Source organism: Arthrobacter sp. PL16 (assembly GCF_035985055.1).
Classification (GTDB): Bacteria; Actinomycetota; Actinomycetes; order Actinomycetales; family Micrococcaceae; genus Arthrobacter_D; species Arthrobacter_D cheniae.
This window is the reverse complement of record NZ_JAXCIC010000003.1, coordinates 33639-56193: the sequence shown is the minus strand read 5'-3', so window position 1 is coordinate 56193 and position 22555 is coordinate 33639. Positions and strand designations below refer to the sequence as shown.

19 protein-coding genes and 3 tRNA genes are annotated in these 22555 nt (G+C 68.1%); 14 read left to right on the top strand and 8 right to left on the bottom strand.

Going from position 1 to position 22555, the window contains the following annotated elements; genetic code table 11:
- Nucleotides 1-87 precede the first annotated feature (87 nt).
- The 3 genes from RCH21_RS07445 to RCH21_RS07435 form a co-directional block, all read right to left on the bottom strand.
- On the bottom strand, nucleotides 88-1374 hold the full coding sequence (locus tag RCH21_RS07445) for an ATP-binding protein (protein ID WP_326963837.1): 1287 nt from the start codon (nucleotides 1372-1374) through the stop codon (nucleotides 88-90).
- A gap of 24 nt (nucleotides 1375-1398) precedes the next feature.
- Nucleotides 1399-1743, bottom strand: a complete 345-nt coding sequence (locus RCH21_RS07440; protein ID WP_326963836.1) for a hypothetical protein — start codon at nucleotides 1741-1743, stop codon at nucleotides 1399-1401.
- 145 nt (nucleotides 1744-1888) lie between these two features.
- A complete protein-coding gene (locus RCH21_RS07435; RefSeq protein WP_326963835.1) occupies nucleotides 1889-2809 on the bottom strand; it encodes an AEC family transporter in 921 nt (306 codons plus the stop codon).
- Between the two features lie 398 nt (nucleotides 2810-3207).
- On the opposite strand from RCH21_RS07435, the gene RCH21_RS07430 reads away from it, so the two are divergent.
- From RCH21_RS07430 to RCH21_RS07410, 5 genes are all read left to right on the top strand, one after another.
- Entirely contained in the window at nucleotides 3208-8238 is a 5031-nt protein-coding gene (locus RCH21_RS07430; RefSeq protein ID WP_326963834.1) for a rhamnogalacturonan lyase family protein, read from the top strand.
- A gap of 160 nt (nucleotides 8239-8398) precedes the next feature.
- Nucleotides 8399-8740, top strand: coding sequence for a thiamine-binding protein (locus tag RCH21_RS07425; RefSeq protein WP_120148646.1), 342 nt, complete (start codon nucleotides 8399-8401; stop codon nucleotides 8738-8740).
- 46 nt (nucleotides 8741-8786) lie between these two features.
- Nucleotides 8787-9347 (top strand): GNAT family N-acetyltransferase, encoded by a 561-nt coding sequence (locus RCH21_RS07420; RefSeq protein WP_326963833.1) that lies wholly within the window; start codon nucleotides 8787-8789, stop codon nucleotides 9345-9347.
- 57 nt (nucleotides 9348-9404) lie between these two features.
- Nucleotides 9405-10217 (top strand): spermidine synthase, encoded by an 813-nt coding sequence (locus RCH21_RS07415; RefSeq protein WP_326963832.1) that lies wholly within the window; start codon nucleotides 9405-9407, stop codon nucleotides 10215-10217.
- A 152-nt stretch (nucleotides 10218-10369) separates the two neighbouring features.
- Nucleotides 10370-12100 carry a cation:proton antiporter gene (locus RCH21_RS07410; RefSeq protein WP_120148644.1) on the top strand — a complete coding sequence of 577 codons (1731 nt, stop codon included), beginning with the start codon at nucleotides 10370-10372 and terminating at the stop codon, nucleotides 12098-12100.
- A gap of 111 nt (nucleotides 12101-12211) precedes the next feature.
- On the opposite strand, the gene RCH21_RS07405 is transcribed toward RCH21_RS07410, so the two are convergent.
- A complete protein-coding gene (locus RCH21_RS07405) occupies nucleotides 12212-13126 on the bottom strand; it encodes a LysR family transcriptional regulator (RefSeq protein ID WP_326963831.1) in 915 nt (304 codons plus the stop codon).
- Between the two features lie 115 nt (nucleotides 13127-13241).
- Here RCH21_RS07405 and RCH21_RS07400 point away from each other — a divergent pair, with 115 nt between their 5' ends.
- Nucleotides 13242-14051 carry a 3-hydroxybutyrate dehydrogenase gene (locus tag RCH21_RS07400; protein WP_326963830.1) on the top strand — a complete coding sequence of 270 codons (810 nt, stop codon included), beginning with the start codon at nucleotides 13242-13244 and terminating at the stop codon, nucleotides 14049-14051.
- A gap of 68 nt (nucleotides 14052-14119) precedes the next feature.
- Here the strand turns inward: RCH21_RS07400 and RCH21_RS07395 are convergent, their stop codons facing one another.
- Nucleotides 14120-15571: an NCS2 family permease gene (locus tag RCH21_RS07395; RefSeq protein ID WP_326963829.1), complete on the bottom strand. Its 1452-nt coding sequence runs from the start codon at nucleotides 15569-15571 to the stop codon at nucleotides 14120-14122.
- Nucleotides 15572-15725: 154 nt separating this feature from the next.
- On the opposite strand from RCH21_RS07395, the gene RCH21_RS07390 reads away from it, so the two are divergent.
- Nucleotides 15726-16352 (top strand): copper resistance CopC family protein, encoded by a 627-nt coding sequence (locus RCH21_RS07390; RefSeq protein WP_326963828.1) that lies wholly within the window; start codon nucleotides 15726-15728, stop codon nucleotides 16350-16352.
- 23 nt (nucleotides 16353-16375) lie between these two features.
- Here the strand turns inward: RCH21_RS07390 and RCH21_RS07385 are convergent, their stop codons facing one another.
- Nucleotides 16376-17029 carry an FAD-dependent monooxygenase gene (locus RCH21_RS07385; RefSeq protein ID WP_326963827.1) on the bottom strand — a complete coding sequence of 218 codons (654 nt, stop codon included), beginning with the start codon at nucleotides 17027-17029 and terminating at the stop codon, nucleotides 16376-16378.
- A gap of 251 nt (nucleotides 17030-17280) precedes the next feature.
- Between RCH21_RS07385 and RCH21_RS07380 the strand changes: the two genes are divergently transcribed.
- Nucleotides 17281-18312, top strand: a complete 1032-nt coding sequence (locus RCH21_RS07380) for a universal stress protein (protein WP_326963826.1) — start codon at nucleotides 17281-17283, stop codon at nucleotides 18310-18312.
- A gap of 19 nt (nucleotides 18313-18331) precedes the next feature.
- Here RCH21_RS07380 and RCH21_RS07375 read toward each other — a convergent pair whose 3' ends face one another.
- Nucleotides 18332-19873, bottom strand: coding sequence for a C40 family peptidase (locus RCH21_RS07375; RefSeq protein WP_326963825.1), 1542 nt, complete (start codon nucleotides 19871-19873; stop codon nucleotides 18332-18334).
- A 179-nt stretch (nucleotides 19874-20052) separates the two neighbouring features.
- The gene (locus RCH21_RS07370; RefSeq protein ID WP_326963824.1) at nucleotides 20053-20424 is read right to left on the bottom strand and encodes a metallopeptidase family protein; all 372 of its coding nucleotides are present in this window, start codon (nucleotides 20422-20424) and stop codon (nucleotides 20053-20055) included.
- A 195-nt stretch (nucleotides 20425-20619) separates the two neighbouring features.
- Here RCH21_RS07370 and RCH21_RS07365 point away from each other — a divergent pair.
- From RCH21_RS07365 to RCH21_RS07340, 6 genes are all read left to right on the top strand, one after another.
- A tRNA-Glu gene (locus RCH21_RS07365) sits at nucleotides 20620-20692 on the top strand.
- Nucleotides 20693-20780: 88 nt separating this feature from the next.
- Nucleotides 20781-20854: transfer RNA gene (locus RCH21_RS07360), tRNA-Asp, on the top strand.
- Between the two features lie 70 nt (nucleotides 20855-20924).
- Nucleotides 20925-20997 (top strand) — tRNA-Phe (locus tag RCH21_RS07355).
- A gap of 525 nt (nucleotides 20998-21522) precedes the next feature.
- Nucleotides 21523-21771 carry a hypothetical protein gene (locus RCH21_RS07350; protein ID WP_326963823.1) on the top strand — a complete coding sequence of 83 codons (249 nt, stop codon included), beginning with the start codon at nucleotides 21523-21525 and terminating at the stop codon, nucleotides 21769-21771.
- Nucleotides 21772-21889: 118 nt separating this feature from the next.
- A complete protein-coding gene (locus tag RCH21_RS07345; RefSeq protein WP_326963822.1) occupies nucleotides 21890-22348 on the top strand; it encodes an Asp23/Gls24 family envelope stress response protein in 459 nt (152 codons plus the stop codon).
- Between the two features lie 8 nt (nucleotides 22349-22356).
- Nucleotides 22357-22548 carry a DUF2273 domain-containing protein gene (locus RCH21_RS07340; protein ID WP_326963821.1) on the top strand — a complete coding sequence of 64 codons (192 nt, stop codon included), beginning with the start codon at nucleotides 22357-22359 and terminating at the stop codon, nucleotides 22546-22548.
- The last annotated feature ends 7 nt before the right edge of the window (nucleotides 22549-22555 follow it).

The following is a 22555-nucleotide window of genomic DNA, read 5'->3' as shown; positions in this document are numbered from 1 at the left end:
GCATGCTGAAGTCAAGGCTAGCTACGACCCCGACCCTTGGCCTAACACCGGGAAGGAGGATGACATTCCGTCCCTGCCACGATGCGCCTAGAGACGGGCGATCGACTCTATGTCCTCCAGGAACGCCTCAGCGACTTCGCGTGACACGGTTGCCCGCGTTTCAGCGATCGCAGCGAGGTAGTCCTCTGTTCGGGGTCCGGTGGGAGCATCCGCCTGGTCCTCCGAGTAGAGGGCCTTCTCGAGGGCGCCCTGGGATGCCTTCTGGGCGGCGTACTCGATGTCAGCAGGAGAGAATCCGTCCGTCTCCATGACGAGGGCCGGGACATCGACACTGGCGAGGACCTGTCCGGGGATGTATTTGGACCAGATGGACCGTCGCGCCTCGTCGTCCGGCAGCCCGATCGGGATCACGTAGTCGAAGCGGCCGTGCCGGAGGAACGCGGAGTCGAGCGAGCGGATGAAGTTGGTCGCGCAGACCAGGAGGCGGTTCGGCTGATCCCGGAAGGTGGGGATGATCTTGAGGAGCTCATTGGTCACCCCCTGCATGGCCGACGGCGGCTCTCCGCCGCGCTGCACCGCAATCTCCTCCACCTCGTCGATGAAGACCACTGCATGCTCCAGGTCGGCGATCTTGACGAACGTCTCCCGAAGGGCGCCCGCCAAGCCGGCGGGATCCGAAGCGAGCCGGGACGGGAACACCTCGACGAAGGACCATTCCAGGCGCGACGCGATGGCGCGTGCGAAGGTCGTCTTCCCGGTCCCGGGAGGGCCGAACAGCACCACCGCGCTGGGAGCTACGACACCGAACTGCTCAGCCAGGTCGGCTTTGGCCAGTGGCATCACCAGGCGACGCTCGAGCAGTTCCTTCTCCCGCTGCATTCCGCCGATCGAGTCCCACAGCCCGCGGGGAAGCAGCCGGCCCCCTAGTTCGGTGAGGGCACTGAGCTCGTTGCGCTGGATCGGGATCTGGCGCTCGAAGTAGCGGAGGTTCTTCTTCGCCGTGAAACCCTGCTCGGCGAATGCGTCTATGCGAAGACCCGTCTCGGGCAGGAGGACAGAGAGCTTGGACAGGCCCAGCGGCGCCATCCGCTTCTCCAGGGCGGCGAGCATGCGGCCTCCGATGCCCTGGCGCCGATGGCTCGATGCGGTCGACAGGAAGACGATCCAACCCTGCGCGTGTGCGGCACGGCCAACGGCCGCGCCGACGATGACATCATCCTGGACGGCGACGACGGCATAGTCCTGCTGGCTGGAGGCAAGGACCTCCGACAGCCCGTAGACGGGCTCCACCTGCGTCGTCCGCATCTCCTCCCAGAGATGAAGGATTCCGTCCAGGTCCTCGGGGTGGAAATCGCGGATACGAGGCTGTGTCATCGAATACTCCTACTGCCGGGTTCTCTACTGACGCCCGGTGTCCGACCGCAACCGGCCGTGCGCGCCGCCGGCTTGTCCGCCGGAGGCCTCGACGATGTCCTCGCGCTCCCCGACGGCGTAGCCGCTCGCCATTCCGCCGTCGTCCTCCTGCTGCGGAACGAGGCTGAGGCGGGGGCCGGCCTCGCGACCGTCGAGTTCCTCGTCGAGCTCGTCCTTGCGGAAAGCTGTCTCGGCGTCGACCTCGCCTTCGGTCGCGAACTCGTGCTCGATCTCCCGGTGCACCTTGCTGTTGAGGACTTCGACGTCCTGGTCCCTGAGCCGCTCGAGGTTCGCGGGGAACGGCTCTTCCGGGGAGATCCTGCTCTTCATGCCCATCCCATCTGCAGGCCGTGAAGCGCACGGCGACCGCTTGAATGCTAAGGGCCGCCGGGGGTGGCGACAAGCAGACTGCTTCGCATCCTCGCACAACGGCCCGCCCGACGCCGATGGCCCGTGCCGGTGCGTGGAACCGAACTCACGCGAGAAGGGTGGCGACGACGATCAGCGCAGGGATGGCCAGCACGGAGGACAGCAGGACGGTGTCCCGAGCCAGGGGGATGCCGCGGTCGTAGCGGGCGGCGAACATGAAGACGTTCTGGGCGGTGGGCAGCGCGGAGACGACGACGGCGCCGAGCAGTCTCTCGCCGTCGAGCCCGAAGAGATGATGAGCCACGAGATAGGCGGCCACCGGCATCAACGCGCTCTTGAAAAGGGTGGCCGTCAGGACCTGCAGGCGGTCCGGACCCGCCCTGAGCGGGCGGCTTCCCGGAAGGGACATCCCGAACGAGATCAGGACCATGGGAACGGCTGCGCCGCCGATCAGGGCAAGCGAATCCCACACCGGAGCCGGCGGCCCGTACCCGGTGGCGGAGACCGCGACGCCCAGGAGAGAGGCGATGATCATCGGGTTGCGGAACGGCTGGGTCAGGACGGCCCGGACGGAGGGCCTCCTGCTCGATGTCAGGTCGAGGATCGTCAGGTAGAGCGGTGCCAGCAGCAGGAGTTGGACCAGCAGGACCGGCGCGATCAGGGTGGCGTCACCGAGGGCATAGACGGTGATGGGGATGCCGATGTTGTTCGCGTTGACGTACGAGCTCGCCATGGCGCCGATCGCCGTCTCGGCAGCGGCCCGTCGGAAAAGGAACCTGCTGACCAGCACGTAGAGGGCCGCAATGGCCAGCGATGAGAGGAGGGCGATCGGCAGGTATTCGGAGAACACCGATCGGAGGTCCGCATCCGCCAGCACGGTGAACAGCAGTGCCGGGTTGGTCACGAAGAACGCCACCTGGTTGAGCGCGAAGCCCGCCTGCGTGCCACCGATGACGAGCCGCCCGGCGACGTAGCCCACGAGGATCACGGCACCGACGACGGCGAATCCTCCCAGCACTCCCAGCATGTTTCCTCCTCCCGGACGGCCCTCCACGGGCGCCCCCTAGAAACCTAGTGCGTCCTCCGCCGGGCGGAGGACGCGCCAGGACCGTGGAGAGCACGGTGCTACGGAATGCTGCGCGGCTCCGGATCCTGCTCGGCGTCAGCCGGGGCGAGGACCCTGCGGCGATCGTCCTGCCCCCGCACCTGGTGGCGCGCCTCCACCGGTGGAGCGATGGTCTCCGCCCGACCCGAGCGCTATTCGGAAAGCCTTTTCCCAAAACCCTTGATCGGCGTCCGTGCCGCCGTTAGGCTGACGGCACGTCTTCCGCTGAACCGCTCCAGGATGCCGCCGTACCCGGCTTCCTGGAAGGGCGATCGACGCCGCACACCGTTTTCAATGACGAAACGAGAAGGTACCTCTCCATGCCACCCACCGGTCTCAACCGCGCCCTCCTGCGCTCTCCGCTCCTTGCCGGGGCAACAGTCCTCGGCGTCTGCCTCGCCGGGGCTCCGGCGCTCGCCGTCGATGCCCCATCCGTCACAGCCGATCCTCCATCCATCGCAGCGGAGGCGACGTCGTCGCTCCCCGCACCGCTCAACGTGCGTCTGGCGCGCGTCACCGCAACCGCCGTCATGCTCCGCTGGAACGAGGTGCCGGGCGCAACCGGCTACGTCGTGACCCGTGCGGACACCGTCGACGGCGAGTACGTCCAGGTCGCGGAAACCGCGGGCGACGTCTTCGCGACGGATGGGTCCGTGGATACGTCCTCGCCGCGCTTCTACCGCGTCCAGGCTCGCGGCGCGGACGGCATCACCGCACCCTCGCCCGCTACGGCGTCGAGCGTCTTCGCCAACCCACCGGCACTGCCCGACGGCGTCCTCACCTTCGATCTCGGTCCGGGTGCCGCAGCGCCCGGCGCGACGGCCATCAGCGCCACGACGGCCTACGGTGCGGGAACGCGAGCCGGCTTCATCGACCCGTCGAAGGTCACGGCGACCGATCGCAGCACGCCGGACGCCACCCGGTCCGACTTCGTGACCATCGGCGACACGGAGCTCGTGGTGGACCTGCCGAACGGCGACTACACCATCGGCCTCATCGCCGGTGATGCCGCGGGCCCCACCGACCTCGCACTCATCGCCGAGCAGATGACCAAGGTACAGCCCACCACCCGGGCGGCGGGCCAGTACCTGGAGATGTCCTTCGACATCGCCGTCGTCGACGGGCAGCTCAACCTCGACGTCGCGGGAACCGCCGCCAACCTGAACGGCCTGACCATCACCCGGCAGGCCGACCGGGCGCAGGCTTCCGAGCCGACGGTCTGGCTCACAGGTGACTCGACCGTCCAGACGTACCGCTCCGACGTGGCACCGCAGGCGGGGTGGGGGCAGATGATCGACCGCTTCCTGTCCGACGACATCGCGGTGGACAACAGGGCGATCGGTGGGCGGAGCTCCAAAAACTTCATCAGCCAGGGGCGCCTCGACGAGGTGCTCCGCGGCATCAAGCCCGGCGACTACCTCTTCGTGCAGTTCGGCCACAACGACAACAGCTACGGCGTGGATGATCGCTTCGCTGCTCCCGCCGACTACTACGAGTACCTCCGGACGTATGTGGACGGCGCGAAACAGCGCGGCGCGACGCCGGTGCTCGTGACCCCGGTCTCCCGGCGGGCCTTCGGGGCCGACGGCAAGGCCGTGGTGTCCTTCCCCGCCTACGTCGAGGCCGTACAGAAGCTGGCTGCAGAGACCGGCACGCCGGTCGTCGACCTCGCGGCATCGAGTCGTGCCCACCTCGACGAGATCGGCGCTGAGGCCGCGAAGTCGGTCTACCTCCACGTGCCTGCCGGGGTCTACCCGAGCCGCCCCGCCGGCACCGTGGACGACACCCATTTCCAGGAGTACGGCGCAATCCAGATGGCCCGGCTCGTGGCCGAGGATGTCGCGGGCCTCGACATCCCGCTGGCCGGCGAGGTCGAGGAGGCCGAGCCACCGGCAGCAGTGCCGGCGGCTCCGACGGGTGTCGTCGTCGCCAGCGTCTCCAACTCGACCGCGCAGCTCACCTGGGGCGCAGTCGAGGGCGCGGACATCTACCGCGTGTTCCAGAAGGACGCCGGCGCGGGCGAGGACGCCTACGCCCTCGTGGCCACCTCCACCCTCCCGCAGTCCGCTGTCCCGGGCCTCGCGGAGGGCCGGGAGTACGATGTCCGCGTCGTCGCCGTCAACGGTCGCGGAGAATCCGCACCTTCCAGCGCCGTGCGGATCGCCACGAAATCGCCCCTGTACCGCTTCGACGTCCAGCAGGCCGGATCGCCGGTCATGCCGGGCTACACGGAGGTGAACCAGACGAGCGCCTACTCGGCGCAACGCGGCTGGGGCTTCCTGAACACTGCGGGCCTGGCCGGGCGTGACCGCGGCATCGCCTTCACGCCGCCGCCCACGGACCTCGAGCGTGACTTCCTGCTGCCGACACCGAGCCACGACTTCGCCGTCGACGTGCCGAACGGCTCCTACGCCGTCAAGACGTACAGCGGTGACTGGATCGGCACGAGCCGCTCCAATGTGCAGCTCGAGGGCAAGGACTTCGGTTCGGCCAACGCCGGCCGTGCCGCCGTCGCGCAGAAGACCAGCGAGCCCGTGCTCGTCACCGACGGCCAGCTCAACCTGGTGATGACCGGGACGTCGTCGCGCCTCAACGGTATCGAGATCACGCCGCTGCAGCTGGCGCCGTCGGGCCTCGCACTGAAGGACCTCAGCATCGATGGGGCAGGCGTTGCCGTGTCCCTCACCTGGCAGGCACCCGAGGGAGCCGCGGGCTACCGCGTGTACCGGACGGCTGCCGGTTCGACCGAGCGTGCCGCGATCGGGGACACGAAGGATGCCGCGTTCACCGATACCACCGCCGACGTCGGACTCGAATACACCTATACGGTCGTGGCGCTCACCGCGGGCGGCACCGAATCCGTCGCGTCGAACGCACTGGTCCTCACCACGGTGGATCCTGACGTACCCACCGCAGCAGTGCCGACCGGACTCACCCTCGGCGCCGTCAACAAGAACGACGTGACGATCAGCTGGACGCCGTCGGACGGCGCCCTCTTCTACCAGGTGTACCGGGCGGAGCCGAAGGCGGATGGATCACTCAGCGACCCCGAGCTGGTCGGGCGGGCGGACAGCGCATCCTTCACCGACACGGAGGTCCTGACGACCATCGAGTACACCTACGCGGTCACGGCGGTGAACGCGGGCGGCGCGTCCGAGCGTTCGTCGACGATCACCTCACCGGCCGCCACCACCCTCCAACGGCAGGCCGAGCGCCTGGACCGCGCTCCGGTCGCGGTGCAGCGCGAGGGCGGCACCTATATCGGTTGGCGCATGCTCGGACTGGATGACGACGGCATCGCCTTCCACGTCTACCGCGACGGCGAGCGCATCACCGACGAACCCGTCACCACGAGCACCAACCTGCTCGACGCCGACGGCGCGGCGGAGTCCGTGTACCGCGTGAGTTCCGTGGTCGACGGCGTCGAGCGCTGGGTCACCGAGGACTTCACCGTCTGGGACCAGCAGTTCCTCGACGTCCCGATCGAGAAGCCCGCCGACGCCGTCACCAAGGACGGCCAGCCGTACTCCTACAAGGCGGGCGACTCCTCGGTGGGCGACGTCGACGGTGACGGCGAGTACGAGGTGATCCTCAAATGGGACCCGACGAACAGCCGCGACAACTCACAGGCCGGCTACACGGGGACCGTCTACATCGACGCCTACAAGCTGGACGGCACCCGCCTGTGGCGGATCGACCTCGGGAAGAACATCCGGGCCGGCGCGCACTACACCCAGTTCCAGGTCTTCGACCTCGACGGGAACGGCACGGCGGAGGTGACACTGAAGACCGCCGACGGCACCGTGGACGGCGCGGGCACCGTGATCGGTGATGCCGCGGCCGACTACCGGAACTCTTCCGGCTACGTCCTGAGCGGTCCCGAATACCTCACAGTGTTCGACGGTGCGACGGGCGCGGCCATCGACACGATCGACTACGTGCCGGCCCGCGGGGACGTAGGAGCCTGGGGCGATACCTACGGCAATCGCGTGGACCGCTTCCTGGCCGGTGTGGCCTACCTCGACGGCGAGAAGCCGAGTGTCATCTTCAGCCGTGGCTACTACACGCGCGCGGTGGTCGCCGCCTTCGATTTCGACGGCACCCACCTCACCTCACGCTGGACGTTCGACTCCGACGAGTCGGGCAGCCAGTACCGGAGCCAGGGCAACCACGAGTTCTCCGTCGCTGATGTCGACGGCGACCAGAAGGACGAGATCGTCTTCGGCTCCATGACCATCGACGACGACGGCGAGGCGCTCTACACCACGGGCCTCGGCCACGGCGACGCCCTGCACGTCTCGGACTTCGATCCGACCAATCCCGGCCTCGAGGTCTTCGCGGCGCACGAGGACATGGGAGCATCCAGCAGTCGCGGGGCCACCTATCGTGACGCTGCGACGGGAGAGATCATCTGGTCGATTCCGGCGGCACGTGACACCGGACGGGCAGCCATGGCGGACATCGACCCGAACCACGCCGGCGCTGAGGGCTGGGCCATCGGTGGGGATGCAGCCTACAACTCGCCGGTCGGGCAGCTCCGCTCCTCTGCAGGCGAACTCCTGTCGGAGAAGATCCCGGCTGCGAACTTCGTCACCTGGTGGGATGGAGACCTGCTCCGCGAGATCACGGACAACGACTACGACGCGGTAGTGGCTGCAGGCGTTCCGACCATCTCGAAGTGGAACCCGGAGACGCAGGCGGCCGAGGAGCTGTACCGGGCCGGCGGGACCCTGAGCAACAACACCACCAAGGCGAACCCCGCCCTGCAGGCCGACCTGTTCGGCGACTGGCGCGAGGAGATCGTGACCCGGACGGAGGACTCGTCCGCGCTGCGCATCGCGACGACCGTCGACGTCACCGACCACCGGCTGCGGACGCTGCAGTCGGACCCCGTGTACCGGCTCGGCGTCGCGTGGCAGAACACCGCCTACAACCAGCCCCCGCACACCTCGTATTTCCTGGGTGCGGACATGCAGGCCCCGGCGGCACCGAGCATCACCTATACGGGAGAGGACAGCGGACCGGGCGAGCTGGTCAACCCTGAGCCGTCCTTCACCCCGGGTCCTGCCAGGGCCAGGGAGCTCAGGGAGTCCACGCGCGTGGATCTCGGCCTCGCGGGGGAGAAGTTCGGCCATGGCTCCAGTGAGGTGACGCTGGAGAACCTCGAGGCCGAGGACTGGTTCTACGTCTACCTCAACGGCACCGGCCTCGGCTGGCGGCAGGCGTCCGACGACGGCGAGGTCAGCGTGACCACGCCGTCCGGCACCCGGCCCGGTGACAACAAGGTGGTCGTCTTCACCGGCGACGGCACGCTTCTCGGGTGGGAGGCGCTCAGGGTCACCGGCCCCTGACGCTGCTGACGGACGGAGGCCCGGACGATCATCGTCCGGGCCTCCGCTCCGTCACCGGGGGAACCATCGTCGTCGTGCCGGGGGTCTGCGCAACCGACCTCGTCACCATCAGTGGCGGCCGACCCTCCCGCGGACAGTGACCGCGTGCCAGACTGGGACCATGCTCGTAGCCTTCAGCGTCGCCCCGTCCGGATCCTCCGATCTCTCCCGGGAGAACCCCGACGGGTCGGTGCACGACGCCGTCGCCGCCGCGGTCGCCGTCGTGCGTGAATCCGGCCTGCCCAACCACACCGACTCCATGTTCACCACGATCGAGGGTGAGTGGGACGAGGTGATGGCCGTGGTCAAGCACGCCACCGAGGCCGTCGGGCGCTACGGCACCCGCGTCTCGCTCGTGCTGAAGGCGGACATCCGTCCGGGCCACACGGGCGAGTTGACGGGCAAGCTCGACCGGCTCGAGGCGGCGCTCGCGGAGCAGGAGCAGTTCGAGGGCCACTCCTGACACATCCGGTCACCACTCGGTAGCCCCAGGACACTAAACTGAGGGGGTGACACAGCATCTATCGACGCTGCCCTACGTGATCCGGTCGGCCACAATCGATGACGCCGAGGCGTACGCCCGCACCCACGTCGCCGGGCTGCACGAGACGTACGAGCACATCATGCCGCCGGAGTACCACGCCTACTACGACGCCCAGCTGCCCGCGATCATCGAACGGCGGCGCGCGGCTTTCGAGGAGGCTTCGCGGACCCCCGGTAGTGCGCGGAGCTGGCTGGCGTTCGACGACGGCGAGCCGGTCGCGATCGCCACGTCCGGTCCGGGGCGCGACGACGACCGCCCCGACTTCGAACTGCACCACATCTACACGCTGCGGAGCACACATGGAACCGGTCTCGGGCAGCGCCTGCTCGACATCGCGATCGGGACCAGGGCCGCCTACCTGTGGATCCTGAATGGCAACCCGCGGGCCGAGCGCTTCTACGTCCGCAACGGCTTCGAGCCGGACGGTACCTCCATGCTCTGCGGCCCTACCTGGCATCACAGGCCGATGTTCCGGATGCACCGCCCCGACCGGGGCCCGGCGGGGACGGCGCCGGCCCGCGGCTAGCATGGGAGCCATGCCCTTCTCCGTCTGTCCGGACGTCCCCCGGACGAGCCGACCCTGATGGCGAAACCCACCGGGCCGCGCCCCGAGATCGGCGAGTTCCCCATCGACACGGGGACGTGTGAGCTCGAACCCGATCCGTACAACGCCGACGGCTGGGTCCTGCGCATCAACGGCGTGCCCAGTTCGCATATCGACCTGGCCGATCCGCTGCACCTCGACTTCGAGTACATGCGCTGGATCGCCTCGCTCGTGGACTCGCGCTGGACGTCGACGGAGAGGCTTCGCGCATTGCACCTCGGAGGGGGTGCCTGCTCGCTCGCCCGCCGCTTCGCCGCCTCGCATCCGCAGGCCCGTCAGGTCGTCGTCGAGCTCGACGGCCGACTGGCCGACCTGGTGCGCGAATGGTTCGACCTGCCGCGCGCGCCGCTCGTGAGGATCCGTGTCGGCGAGGCAAGGGCTGTGACGGAGTCGCTGAGCGAGAACAGCCGAGATCTCGTGATCCGCGACGTCTTCGCCGGAGCCGTGACGCCTGAGCCTCTGATCACGCGCGAGTTCACGCGGGCGGCGAAGCGCGTCCTCGCGGCCGACGGGGTGTACATGGTCAATTGCGGCGACAGTCCGAACCTCGCGATGGCCAAGCGCGAGGCCGCGACCATAGGGGCGGAGTTCGAGCACACGGTGATCATCGCCGATCCCGCGATGCTCAAGGGGCGGCGCTACGGCAATGTGATCATCGCGGGCAGCGATGCGCCGCTCGGCGGGGATCCGGGGTTGGTGCGCGGGCTGCTCGGCGGGGGAGTGCCGGCGCACCTCTGGCAGGACGCCCGCGTCCGCGCTTTCGCGGCCGGAGCGCAGGTCCTCGCGGACTGAGAGCGCAAGTCCTCGCGGACTGGGACGGTAGGACGCCGCACTTTAACGGGGGGCGCATCGCCCCGCCATAGCGTGTACGTCGGCCCGCGTGAAGGGTCGCGGCGTCGGTCACCCACCGGAACCCGAAAAGCGTGCCGCACTAGGCTGGCAGGGTGGAACTGGGACTGCTGGGCATCATCGTCATCGCCGTCCTCGTGGCGGTCGCGGTCCTCTCGAAACGCGTGGGCGTCGCAGCACCGCTGCTCCTGGTCGTCGTCGGTATCGGTCTGTCCTTCGTTCCCGGTGTGCCGAGCTTCAGCATCCCGGACGAGTGGATCCTCACCGGAATCCTGCCACCCCTGCTCTATGCGGCCGCGATCAAGACGCCCGTGATGGACTTCCGGCGGAACCTCACACCCATCGCGAGCCTGTCCGTGGCGCTTGTCGTCGTCTCCTCGTTCGTCACCGGACTCCTCCTCCACGCGCTGCTCCCTGATCTCGGTCTGGCGGCGGCTATCGCGCTCGGCGCCGTCATCAGCCCGCCCGACGCCGTCGCGGCCACGTCGATCGGCCGCCGGCTGGGCCTGCCGCCCCGGCTCCTGACCGTGCTCGAGGGTGAGGGGCTGGTCAATGACGCCACGGCCCTCGTGCTCCTGCGCAGTGCCATCGCGGCATCGGCCGGAGCGCTGAGCGGGTTCGGGGCCGCCGTCGCAGACTTCGCGTTCGCCGTCGTCGTCGCCGTGATCGTCGGGTATGCGGTCGGGGTGGTGACCGTTTTCATCCGCTCCACGCTCGATGACCCGGTGCTGGACACCGCCCTCTCCTTCGCGGTCCCCTTCATCGCCTTCATCCCCGCCGAGGAGCTCGGGGCGTCGGGAGTGCTGGCCGTCGTCGTCGCCGGTGTGTATACGGGCCACCGGAGTGCCAGCCACCTCGACGCCCGCGCACGCATCAGCGACAACGTGAACTGGCGGACGGTGCAGTTCCTGCTCGAGAACGGAGTCTTCCTGCTGATCGGCCTCGAGGTCCGGGGCCTGCTGCAGAACATCGACGAGTCATTGTTGACGGTGGGGGAGACGGTGCTGATCGGCCTCGTCGCGACGCTCGCGCTGATCGTGCTGCGCTTCCTGTGGGTGTTCCCCCTCGTCCTGCTCATGCGGAGGCTGCCGAGCAGGGCCGCGCGCCGTTCCATCCAGCTGCGACGTGGGCTCGGCCGGCTCAAGAAACTGCCCACCCTCGATCCGAGGCAGGAGCGGCGGAAGAGGGCGCTCACGCGCATGTTCGAGCGGCGGCAGGCGGACCTCGAGCTCGAGCGGCGTGAGGGCTTCGGCTGGAAGGGTGCCACCGTGCTCGGCTGGTCGGGGATGCGCGGAGTGGTGACGCTCGCGGCGGCACAGTCCCTGCCGGAAGCCTTCGCCTACCGGGAACAGCTCGTCCTGATCGCGTTCACGGTCGCCGTCACCACCCTCCTGGTGCAGGGCAGCACGCTGCCGGCGCTCATCCGGGTGCTGAAGGTCCAGGGGGTCGACGCCGACACCGACCGGGAGGAATCGGCGACCCTCTTCGACGAGTTGCGCGTCGAGGGCCTTCGGGTCCTCGACGATCCGCAGGTGGTCATCGGCGAAGGTATCGAGGTGGACGAGGACGTGCTGGACCGCGTGCGCCTCGACACGGGCATGCGGAGCGAGTTCGAATGGGAGAAGGCGCGGCTGCCCGATCAGAAGCTGGTGCGCTCGCCGCACCGCCAGTACCGTGACCTCCGGCTGGCAGTCCTCGAGGCCGAGCGGCAGGCACTGCTGGCAGCCCGTGCCCGCGGAACCTATTCCTCACGCGTCCTCGCCAGGGCGCAGCGCATCCTCGATGTGGAGGAGACCCGGCTGCGTCCACGCGGCAGCTCATCCTGAGGGACATCGTCGGGTGAGCAGGTTCGTCCGGGGCGCAGGTCAGAAGGACGGACGCTCCCGGCCGCGGACGTCGCAGGGGCGGTGCATCCCTCCATGGGTACGCGTCTGGTCCTACGGTCCCGTCCGACCGGCGCGGTCCCGCCCGAGGAGTTCCGACTCGAGCGCGAGCGTTCCTTCGCGCAGGGCCTGGACGACCGCGGCGACGGCAGGTTGCCGCAGCGAGTCGGGCCGCACCACGAGCCAGTAGTCCAGTTTCTCGGCGACGAGATCGGGAAGGATGCGGACGAGGTCCGCGTGGCGATCTGCCATGAAGCACGGCAGGAGGCCGAGGCCTGCGCCGGCACGCGTCGCCTCGACGTGCACGAAGACATTGGTGGAGCTCAGGGCATCCCTCATCGCCGGCAGCAGCCGCCGTGGTGCGTCGAGGCTGTCCACCTGCAGCATCGAGTCGATGAAGTAGACGAGCGGATGCGTGACCACTTCGGCCAGGTCCGACGGCGTGCCGGCCGACGTGAGGTAGTCCCGCGAGGCGTACAACCCGAGGACGTAGGCGCCGAGGCGCGTCGCTTCGGCGCGATGCACCTGGGGTTCCCCGACCACCACCTCGAAATCGAGCCCGGTGCGGGTCTGGGACGCGCGACGCGTCGCCGCCACGATCTCGATACTGAGCCGCGGGTTCTCGTTCCGGAGCCGGGCGAATGCCGGAGCGGCGATGAAGGCGCTGAAGCCGTCCGTCGCACTCATGCGCACGACGCCGGCGAGGGCACCGCCGTCGTCGTCACGCAGGTGCGCGACGGCGGCCGCGACACTCGCTGCGGCGTCGGCGGCCCTCCTGCCGAGGTCTGTCAGTTCCCACCCACCGGCACTGCGGGACAGGACGTGACCGCCGAGGGCCTTCTCCAAGGCGGTGATCCGGCGCGACACCGTGGTGTGGTTGAGGCCCAGGGTCTCGGCGGCCGTGGTGAACCGGCCGGTCTGCGCGACCGCCCGGAGCACAAGCAGGTCCTGTGCATTGGGAGTGGGCATCTCTGCAGTATCGCAGAGTAGGCGTGCCGAAGTGGTCATTGGTCCCGCCGTACGCTGCAGGAATACTCAGGGGAGTGCGGGGGCTCGCCCCGCTCCCCAGCGCGGAAGGACAGCCATGAGCCTCGATGAAGCGGCGGCGCACTCCGGTCGGACCGGTCCCGGCCCGGCCCGTCAGGGGGAAGGAGTCCTCAGCGGGCGACGAGCCGTCATCACGGGCGGCGCCAGTGGTATCGGCGCGGCCTGCGCGCACGCCCTCGCAGCACTCGGCGCGGATGTCGTCGTCGCCGATCGTGACGGGGACGGTGCAACCGCACTCGCGGGCGAGTTGGGCGGGGAAGCGTGGGCCGTCGACCTGCTCGACACCCGGGCTCTGGAGGAGCTTACACTCGAGACGGACATCCTCGTGAACAATGCCGGGATCCAGGTGGTCAGCCCCATCGAGCAGTTCAGCCCGGACGACTTTCGCCGGATCCAGAAGCTCATGGTCGAGGCGCCTTTCCTCCTCATCCGAGCAGCATTGCCGGGCATGTACGCGCGCGGCTTCGGCCGGATCATCAACATCTCCTCGGTGCACGGACTGCGCGCGTCACCGTTCAAGTCGGCCTACGTCACGGCGAAGCACGGGCTCGAGGGACTGTCCAAGGTGACGGCCCTGGAGGGCGGCGAGCACGGAGTCACGAGCAACTGCGTGAACCCGGGCTACGTACGGACGCCCCTCGTCGAGAACCAGCTCACCGATCAGGCCCGCCTCCACGGCATCACCGAGGACGAAGTGCTCTCGAAGATCATGCTCACCGAGTCCGCCATCAAGCGCCTCGTCGAGCCGGGGGAGGTCGCCTCCCTCATCGCGTGGCTCGCGGGCGACGACGCCGGGATGGTCACCGGCTCGTCCTACGTCATGGACGGCGGCTGGTCCGCCCGCTGACCCCGGGTCTGCCCCACAAAGCCGGCGACGACGGCGGTCCCCCATCCGCCGTCGTCGCTTTTCCTCGGTCAGATACCGAGCAGCTCCTCGATGGGGCCGATGCCGAAGAACACCACGAAGGCGGCGGCCACGGCCCACATCAGGGGGTGCACCTCACGGCCCCGACCCTGGATCGCGCGGATCAGCACGAAGGCGATGAAGCCTGCGCCGAGCCCGTTCGCGATCGAATAGGTGAACGGCATGAGGGTGAAGGTGAGGAAGGCCGGGATGGCGATGCCCCAGTCGTCGAAGTCGATGCGGCCCACCTGCGCCACCATCATGAAGCCGACCACCACGAGCGCGGGGGCCACGGCCTCGAACGGCACGAGGCTGATGAGCGGTGTGAAGAACATCGCGAGCAGGAACAGCAGGCCGGTCACGACGTTCGCGAGGCCTGTCCGGGCGCCCTCGCCGATACCGGCGCCGGACTCGACGTAGATCTGGTTCGAGGACACCGAACCGACACCGCCTGCCACCGCACCGAGGGCGTCGATCACGAGGACGCGGTCGACGCCGGGGATGTTGCCCTTCTCGTCGACGAGCTTGGCCTCGTTCGCGAGCCCCACCATGGTGCCCATGGCGTCGAAGAAGATGCTGAGGAGAATGGTGAAGGTCAGCAGGAGCGCAGCTGTTCCGCCGAGATGACCGAACGCGCCGAACAGGCTCACGTTACCCACCAGGCTGAGATCGGGGATTCCCACCCAGGCGCCGCTGGGCAGTTCGGGCACCACGAGCGACCAACCCGCGGGGTTCGGGTCCTGGCCGGGGATGAAACTGGGACCCACGTTCACGATGGCCTCGACCACGACGGCGAGCACTGTCGCGGCGAGGACGCCGATGAGGATGGCGCCGCGCACTCTACGCACCACGAGGGCGATGGTCAGGATGAGGCCGAAGACGAAGATCAGTGTGGGCCAGCCGATCAGCACGCCGCCGAAGCCGAGACCCACGGGGACGGTGGTGTTGGCGACGTCGGGCACGCGGCGTACGAAACCGGCGTTGACCAGGCCGATCAGGGCGATGAACAGGCCGATCCCGACTACGATCGCCGTCTTGAGGCTCTCGGGCACCGCATTGAAGACCGCCGTCCGGAAGCCTGTCAGCACCAGGACGAGCATCGTCAGGCCCGCGAGCATGACGAGCCCCATGATGTCCGGCCAGGTGAGCCCGGGGTTGGTCGCCACGGTGATGGCCACGAACGCGTTGACGCCGAGGCCGGTGGCCAGGGCGAAGGGGTACTTCGCCCAGGCGCCCATGACGATCGTCAGGATGCCCGCTACCAGTGCGGTCACGGCCGCGACGCGCTCGAAGCCGAGCTCGGTGCCCGACGAATCGGCGCCGGCGAGGATGAGGGGATTGAGGACCACGATGTAGCTCATGGCGAAGAACGTGGCGAGGCCGCCACGGATCTCGCGGGAGAACGTCGACCCCCGCTGCGTGATGTCGAAGTAGCGATCCAGCACGGAACCAGTTTTGAGCAAGAGGGGATCCTAGGGCGGAAGGGTCGGGGAGCAATCGCGAAGATTCTATCCCGGCGTACCGCCGGCATGAGGTTCATGACGACCCTCCGGGGGCCAGGCATCACCCCCGAACGCATCCCAGCACCCCGTCAGGCACTCCGCGTAGGGTTGAACCATGGCTGCCATTCCACTCCCGTCCACTCTGCTTCCGGCGACTCGACTGCGCGGACGCCGTCGTCGCGCGCTGTCCTTCGGCGCCCTTGTTCCCGCCGTCCTCCTCGCTCTCGCCCTACTCCTTGGCGCGGGTGGCCCGGCCGGCGCGCATGACGAGCTGACCGGGACCAATCCGGCCGAGGGTGCCACTGTCGACGTGTTGCCTCCGAGCCTCGAACTGGGCTTCTCGAACGTGCCGTCAGGGATCGGGGCGCAGGTGCAGGTCCTCGATGAGGCGGGAGCGGACTGGGCTGACGGCCCCGTGTCGATCGTCGACCGCACCGCTACGCAGCCGCTACGCTCAGGGGCCCCTGCGGGGGAGTACACCGTCAACTGGCGCGTGGCGAGCTCGGACTCGCACCCCATCGAGGGCACGTTCGCCTTCACCACGCTTCAGGGCTCGTCGACGGTGCCGGATTCGGTGACGACGCCCGGTCCTGTCGAGACGCAGGATGCCCCGGCCAATGAGACGCAGACAGCCGGGGTGAGCGATTTCCCGTGGAGCATCGTGCTGATGATCGCAGCACTGGTGGCCATCGCCGTCGCGCTCGCGTTCACGGCGCGGAAGAAGCTCGGAGCCGACAGGTAGGAGCCGGGTCCGATCAGGCCGTGTCAGGCGCCGAGCGGTGAGATCGCTGCGCGGGGCGGTGCCAGTCGATTGAGCGCCGCGGGCCCCTGGGACTGGATGATGTCGCTGACGAGCTTGGCCTGGCGCACGATCTCCCGCGTGGTGGGCGTCAGCAGTTCGCCGACCCCGACGAGATGCAGTCCGATTGCCCGCAGTGCGGCCTTGAAGTCCCGGCCGATCGCGATGCCCATCGAGCGCAGGAACTTGCGCAGCTCGTTCTGGGGGTACTTCGTAAGGACCACATGGTCGGCGAGGAGGACGCCGTCGGCTGTCTGGACCGCCCACTTCTTGGGCCCTACGGAAGCGGTGATGAGCTTGGGGTGACCGATGATGCTGAGATGCTCCGCCACCGTGCTCTGCCGGACGTCGAGCTGGTGGGCGGCAGCGTAGCCGCGGAGGAGTCGCATCAGTTCGGTGCGCTCGGATAAGGACACGGAGTCCGTCATGACGGTGCGCATGGCGCCGGAGTCGAAGCATTCGAGGCTCTCGACGACGATGGAGTCGATTCCGCGGCGGCTCAGTTCACTGGCGACGGCCAGACCCGAGAGCCCCGAACCGATGACCACGGTGCTCGTATGCTCTGCCGATGAGGGAACCGCGGACGCAGAGCGGACCGGATCAAGCGGCAAGGAATCCAATGAGTTACCTCCACACGAAGCATTGGTCCCGTACGGCCCGGCGCCTCTTCCGGGCCGTACGGGACTCTTGGTTGCGAACGGGTCATCCAAGAGCATTACGCAGGGAGGCCGCCCAGGAGGGAGCCCCCGCAACGGGTCATCGAAGACTATATAACTTTTCAGACCGTGAATAGACCGATCCCCCACAGTGCGCTACAAATGGTGGACCGGCCGCTTTTGGCGGCGGGACATGCGACCGAGGGAGGCCTGCCGTGGGCAGCGAGCACGCAGAGGGTTTGTCGCAGGGGTTGGAGCAACACGGGATCGTCGTAGGTGTCGACGGCTCGGACCAGAGCACGTGCGCCCTTCTCTGGGCAGCGCAGGAGGCCGAGCGCCGAAAGGCCCCGCTCTACGTGGTGACGGCCTACACCGTGCCGGTCTTCGCGGCATCGAGCATGGACGCCGGTTATGCCACCGTGGACGACGACGTCATCCGTGAGAGCGCGCAGGCCGTCCTGCAGGAGTCCCTCACACACCTCGAGGGACTACGGGTGGACGTGCATCCCAGGATCGAGACGGGCGACGCCGCAGGGGTGCTCCTCGATCTCTCCGAGGAAGCCGAACTCATGGTCGTCGGCTCCCGCGGCCGCGGCGGCTTCGTAGGCCGCCTGCTCGGTTCCGTCAGCAGCGCCCTGCCGGCCCATGCCAAGTGCCCGACGGCGATCATCCCCGTCTGCACGGGGGCACGGCTGGGGCACCCGGAACTCGGGCGCAAGCAGGGCAGGGACAAGGACAAGGACAGGGACAAGCCGGCGGCTGTCGTCGAACCCGTCGTGGTGGTCGGCGTGGACGGTTCGGAGCAGGCCCGGATGGCGTCGCTCGCCGCTGCGGAGGAGGCTCGCACGAGGGGACTCGCACTCCGGGTCATCTGCTCGGTCGCACCGTTCAACGGCTCGCTGGCGTGGGTCCCGGCACCTGTCGACCGGGAGGCCCTGCACGCCGACCTCGCTGTCCAGCTGGCGGCCGGGCGTGACTGGCTGCAGAGCCACTACCCCGACCTGGACATCACCGTCGACCTCGTCGACGGACCGCCTGCGGAGGTGCTCATCGCAGCGTCAGCGACGTCGGAGTTGCTGGTCGTGGGAACGCGGGGTCGCGGCGGATTCGCCGGCATGCTGATGGGATCAACGAGCCAGGGCGTCCTGCACCATGCGCGAGGGCCGGTGCTGGTGGTTCCGGACAGGGCAGACCCGCGGCTCGAGGACCGGCGTTCGTTCGGACCGATGATCGCTCCGGGCCGCTAGTCCGGATACTTCTGCTGGTTCAGGCGCGTCCGGCCGAGGGGTTCAGCGGGCCCATGCCGCCCATGGCTGCGAGATCGGTGATGACGATGCCGTCGGTGGGGTTCAGGGCGTTCACGACCTGATTGCCGCCGATATAGATGGCAACGTGCCAGATGTCGCCGCCGCTGCCCCAGAAGACCAGATCGCCCGGCTGCATCTGTGACAGCGGAACGTGCTGCACCGCGAAGAACTGCTGGGCAGCGGTCCTCGGCAGTGACACCCCGGCCGAGGCGAATGCCTGTTGGGTGAGGCCTGAGCAGTCGTAGCCGAGGGGTCCGTTGCCGCCCCAGGCGTAGTAGTAGGGATTACCCCTCTTGGACATCGCGTAGCTCATGGCTACGGCTCCGGCGCCACTACTCGACGGCGGTGTGGGTGCAGGCTGGACGGGGGCGGGTCGTACGGGTGCCGGCTGGACAGGAGCAGGTTGTACGGGCGCCGGCTGCACCGGAGCAGGTTGTACGGGCGCCGGCTGCACCGGAGCAGGTTGTACGGGCGCCGGCTGCACCGGAGCAGGTTGTACGGGCGCCGGTTGGGCAGGGGCAGCGGTAGGTACGGGTGCAGGTGCCGCCGTCGGTCCGGGCGCCGGCGCAGCTGCGGGCGCAGGCGCGCCCTGAACCGGAGCAGCGACCGGCGGGACCTGTGCCTCTGTCCTGATGAGCGCAGGATCGCGCAGTGGCGGTGTGCTTGCAACGAACCGACCCTGCTCTGGTGCGACGGGTGCTGCGGCTGCTGCCGACTCCGCGATGATGCGGGCGAGGTCGCGCTCACGCTGGGCCTGCTCGAGGCCGGCGATGCGCTTGTCCTCGAGTTCGGCGGTCGTATGACGGAGGGTGGCGAGCTGCCCCACCAGGGTGGTCCGCTCCTCCTCCTTCTCGGTCACGAGGCGTTGCGCGCCGGCCGCCGCAGTCCGGGCCTCCTCGCCCGCGTCCTCTGCGGCATCGGCGGCCGCCTGGGCCGCCTTGCGTGCCTCCGCGGCATCTTCGGTCAGGGAGATCCACGCCTCGGTCGCCGCCTTGGCGTCATCCAGCGTGCGCGTGCTGCTGCTCGACAGCCCGTAGAGGGTGGAGGCCCGGTACATGACGTCGTCGAGGTCGCTCCCGTCGAGGATGCTCTCGATACCTGGGTTCATACCGCCGGACCTGTAGAGGTCGCCTGCGAGCTCTCCGACCTGCACCTCGGCAGCGGTGTGTGTGCGTGCCGCCTCCGCCGCGCGGTGATCCGCCTGGTCCGATGCAGCACGGCGCTCCTGCAGGACGGCCAGGGCGGTCGTGTAGGTGTCCTGCATCTTGAAGGCGTCGAGTTGAGCCTCCTGTAGCTGCGTCCCGGCGGTCGCGATGATGCCCTCGATGTCCGTCACGAGCCCGGCCGTTGCTGCAGCGTCATTCTGCGCACGCCTGATGTCGGCCGGCGAGGGGAGCTCGGTAACTCGCGGGGCGATGACCTGGGAGGCTGCCAGCGCTGGTGAGACTGCGGAGCACCCGATGAGGACAGTGGCAGCGAGGGTGGCAACACTGCGGCGCACGGAGTCCCTTGTTCTACATATTGACTGCACGTTGTGCCGCTCTCTCGCCCGAAACTGCCGTTGGTGGATCACGCAACAGTCCCGACCATAGGTGCCAATAACCACATTGGCAACATGAGTAACTTCAGTATCGTAAACAACAACGGTGTCATTTACGAGGATTCACGCGGCGTGTCGCGTCAGCTCCAGCCGAGCTCGTGGAGCCGATCGTCGTCGATCCCGAAGTGGTGGGCGATTTCGTGGACGACGGTCACGAGGATCTCCTCCACGAGCTCCTCCTGGGACTCGCACAGGCGCATGAGTGGCCCACGGAAGATGCTGATGCGATCAGGCAGGGAGCCTGCTTCCCACCAGGAGTCCCGCTCGGTGAGCGGGGTTCCCTCGTACAGACCCAGCAGCTCGGTGTCGGACGGCTCGCCTGGTAACGGCTCGTACTCTTCGACCACGATGATCGCGACATTGTTCATGGCGCGGGCGAGGTCATCGGGAATGCGGTCGATGGCGTCATCGACGGCTTCCTCGAACTCTTCCCGGGAGATCTCGAATGGCACGCCCCGATCGTACAGACCGTCCGCCTGCCTCCATGCCTCGGCAGCGAAGGCCACGAGTGCGAGCTCTCTGGCGCAGACCAGGGATTTTGTGTAATCGACGACGTGCCCCTATAGTTTTATAGGTCCACGACAGGGAAAGATCCGCCGGAAATGCTTGCCTTCCGGAAGGTTGCAGGAACCCGATCCGTGGTCCAGGCCCCCATCGTCTAGCGGCCTAGGACACCGCCCTTTCACGGCGGCGGCACGGGTTCGAATCCCGTTGGGGGTACGCAGGGGCAGCTCTCACGGGCGGTCAACCGGAATGAAAAGTGCTGGTAAGCTGGAGCTCTTGCAAAAATTGCAAGTGAAGTTAGTAAGGCCCTGTAGCGCAGTTGGTTAGCGCGCCGCCCTGTCACGGCGGAGGTCGCGGGTTCAAGTCCCGTCAGGGTCGCTCAGGCGGCTGGATCCCCTCGGGGAGCCAGGCCGGGCTGGATACGGTGATCATCGGAAGATGGTCGCATGGCTCTGTAGCTCAGTTGGTAGAGCGTTCGACTGAAAATCGAGAGGTCACCGGATCGACGCCGGTCGGAGCCACTGCTGAAAACCCCGCAGTTCCCCACGGAACGCGGGGTTTTTCTTATGTCCGAAAGCGGCTCACCACGTTCTTCACCGACAGTGCCCTCGGTGCTCCCAGCCAACACGGGGGTTCGCGCCGTAGCATCACCGGGTGCGGCCCCGCAGGTCCCCAGGCGTGAGTCCTCGACCCCGAGCAGGCGTCCAGTCGGTTGCCTGGGGGAACCGCCTGGGATAGTAGTGGAGGTTTCACGCGTTGAACCCCCGGCATGAACCGAGACGAAAGGGCACCCCGTGAGATTCCTGCATTCCGCAGTCGGACTCTGTGCCCTTACCGTTGGCCTGACCGGGTGCAGCTTCGAAGCGCCCTCACCTGCCGAGACGATGCTCACCATGCCCGCGAGCCCTCCAGCAGTGCCGAGCACACGTGCGTCGCCGGACCCATCCCCGTCCGCACGTCCGGACGGCGCATCTCCCGACTCGGAGCAACCGGACGTCCAGTCCGGCGAGGATCCCTCGAAGCACTGTGTGATCGTCGCTGCCGGCATGACCACAGCCATGCTCGCCCCGCTGAGTCTTCGCTCCTCCACAGATCCGCACGACCTCGTGGTGCTCGAGCAGCAGATCCTCGACCTTCGCGCGAAGGTGCCCGCCGATCTGCAGGACGATTTCACCATGCTGGCATCTTCCGTGGAGGCGCCGCCCGAGGGTTCGGGCACCTTCGACGAGAAGGCCTTCCGTCGTGCAATGGTGCCGGTGCAGGATTGGCTCGGTCAGCATTGCACTACCTCCTGACGCCCTCCACCCTGTTCCACTCCGCCCTTGTCCCCGACGCCTTCCGCGAATAGCCCCGGACGGCCACCGTGCGGCAGTACCGTGGCTTAGGCTGGGCACACATGAAAGGGAGTCCTCGATGATCGAGCAAGCCATGGGGCGGCCCCTGCCCGTCCTTCAGGGCACACCAGCCGGACGAACCGTGATCGGAGACCCGGCTGCCGTCAAGATCGCTGCCATTGCGGCCCGGGCCGTCCCTGGTGTGCATTCCCTCGGGCCGGGTGCCGGGCGTGCGCTCGGAGCCATTCGTGACGCCGTCGGCGCCAGCGACCTCTCGCAAGGCGTGAAGGTCGAGGTCGGTCAGACCCAGCTCGCGGTCGATATCAGCCTCGTCGCGGACTATGGCTTCGCTCTCAACGCCCTCGCGGACGCCGTCCGCATCGCGGTCTACGAGGCTCTCACGGAACTTGTGGGGCTCGAGGTGATCGAGGTCAACGTCGAGATCCTCGACGTACACCTCCCGCCGCCGGCGGAGCCGAAGATTGTCGAGCGCGTTGGTGCCACCGGTGCGACCCAGCTCAAGCAGCCGGTGGAATGAGCCCCGCGATGACTCCCACCACAATCGGCATGGCCGCCGGCGCGGTCCTTGCCCTCGCGGCCCTGATCTTCGGCTTCTGGGGATTCCTCCTGACCCTGGTCCTGGTGCTCTGTGGTGCCGTCGTCGGGCGCATCGTCGAGGGGAAGCTCGACCTCCGAGGCGTCATCGACGCCCTGGCCGGCCGACGCTCGTCCTCGTGACCGGCGA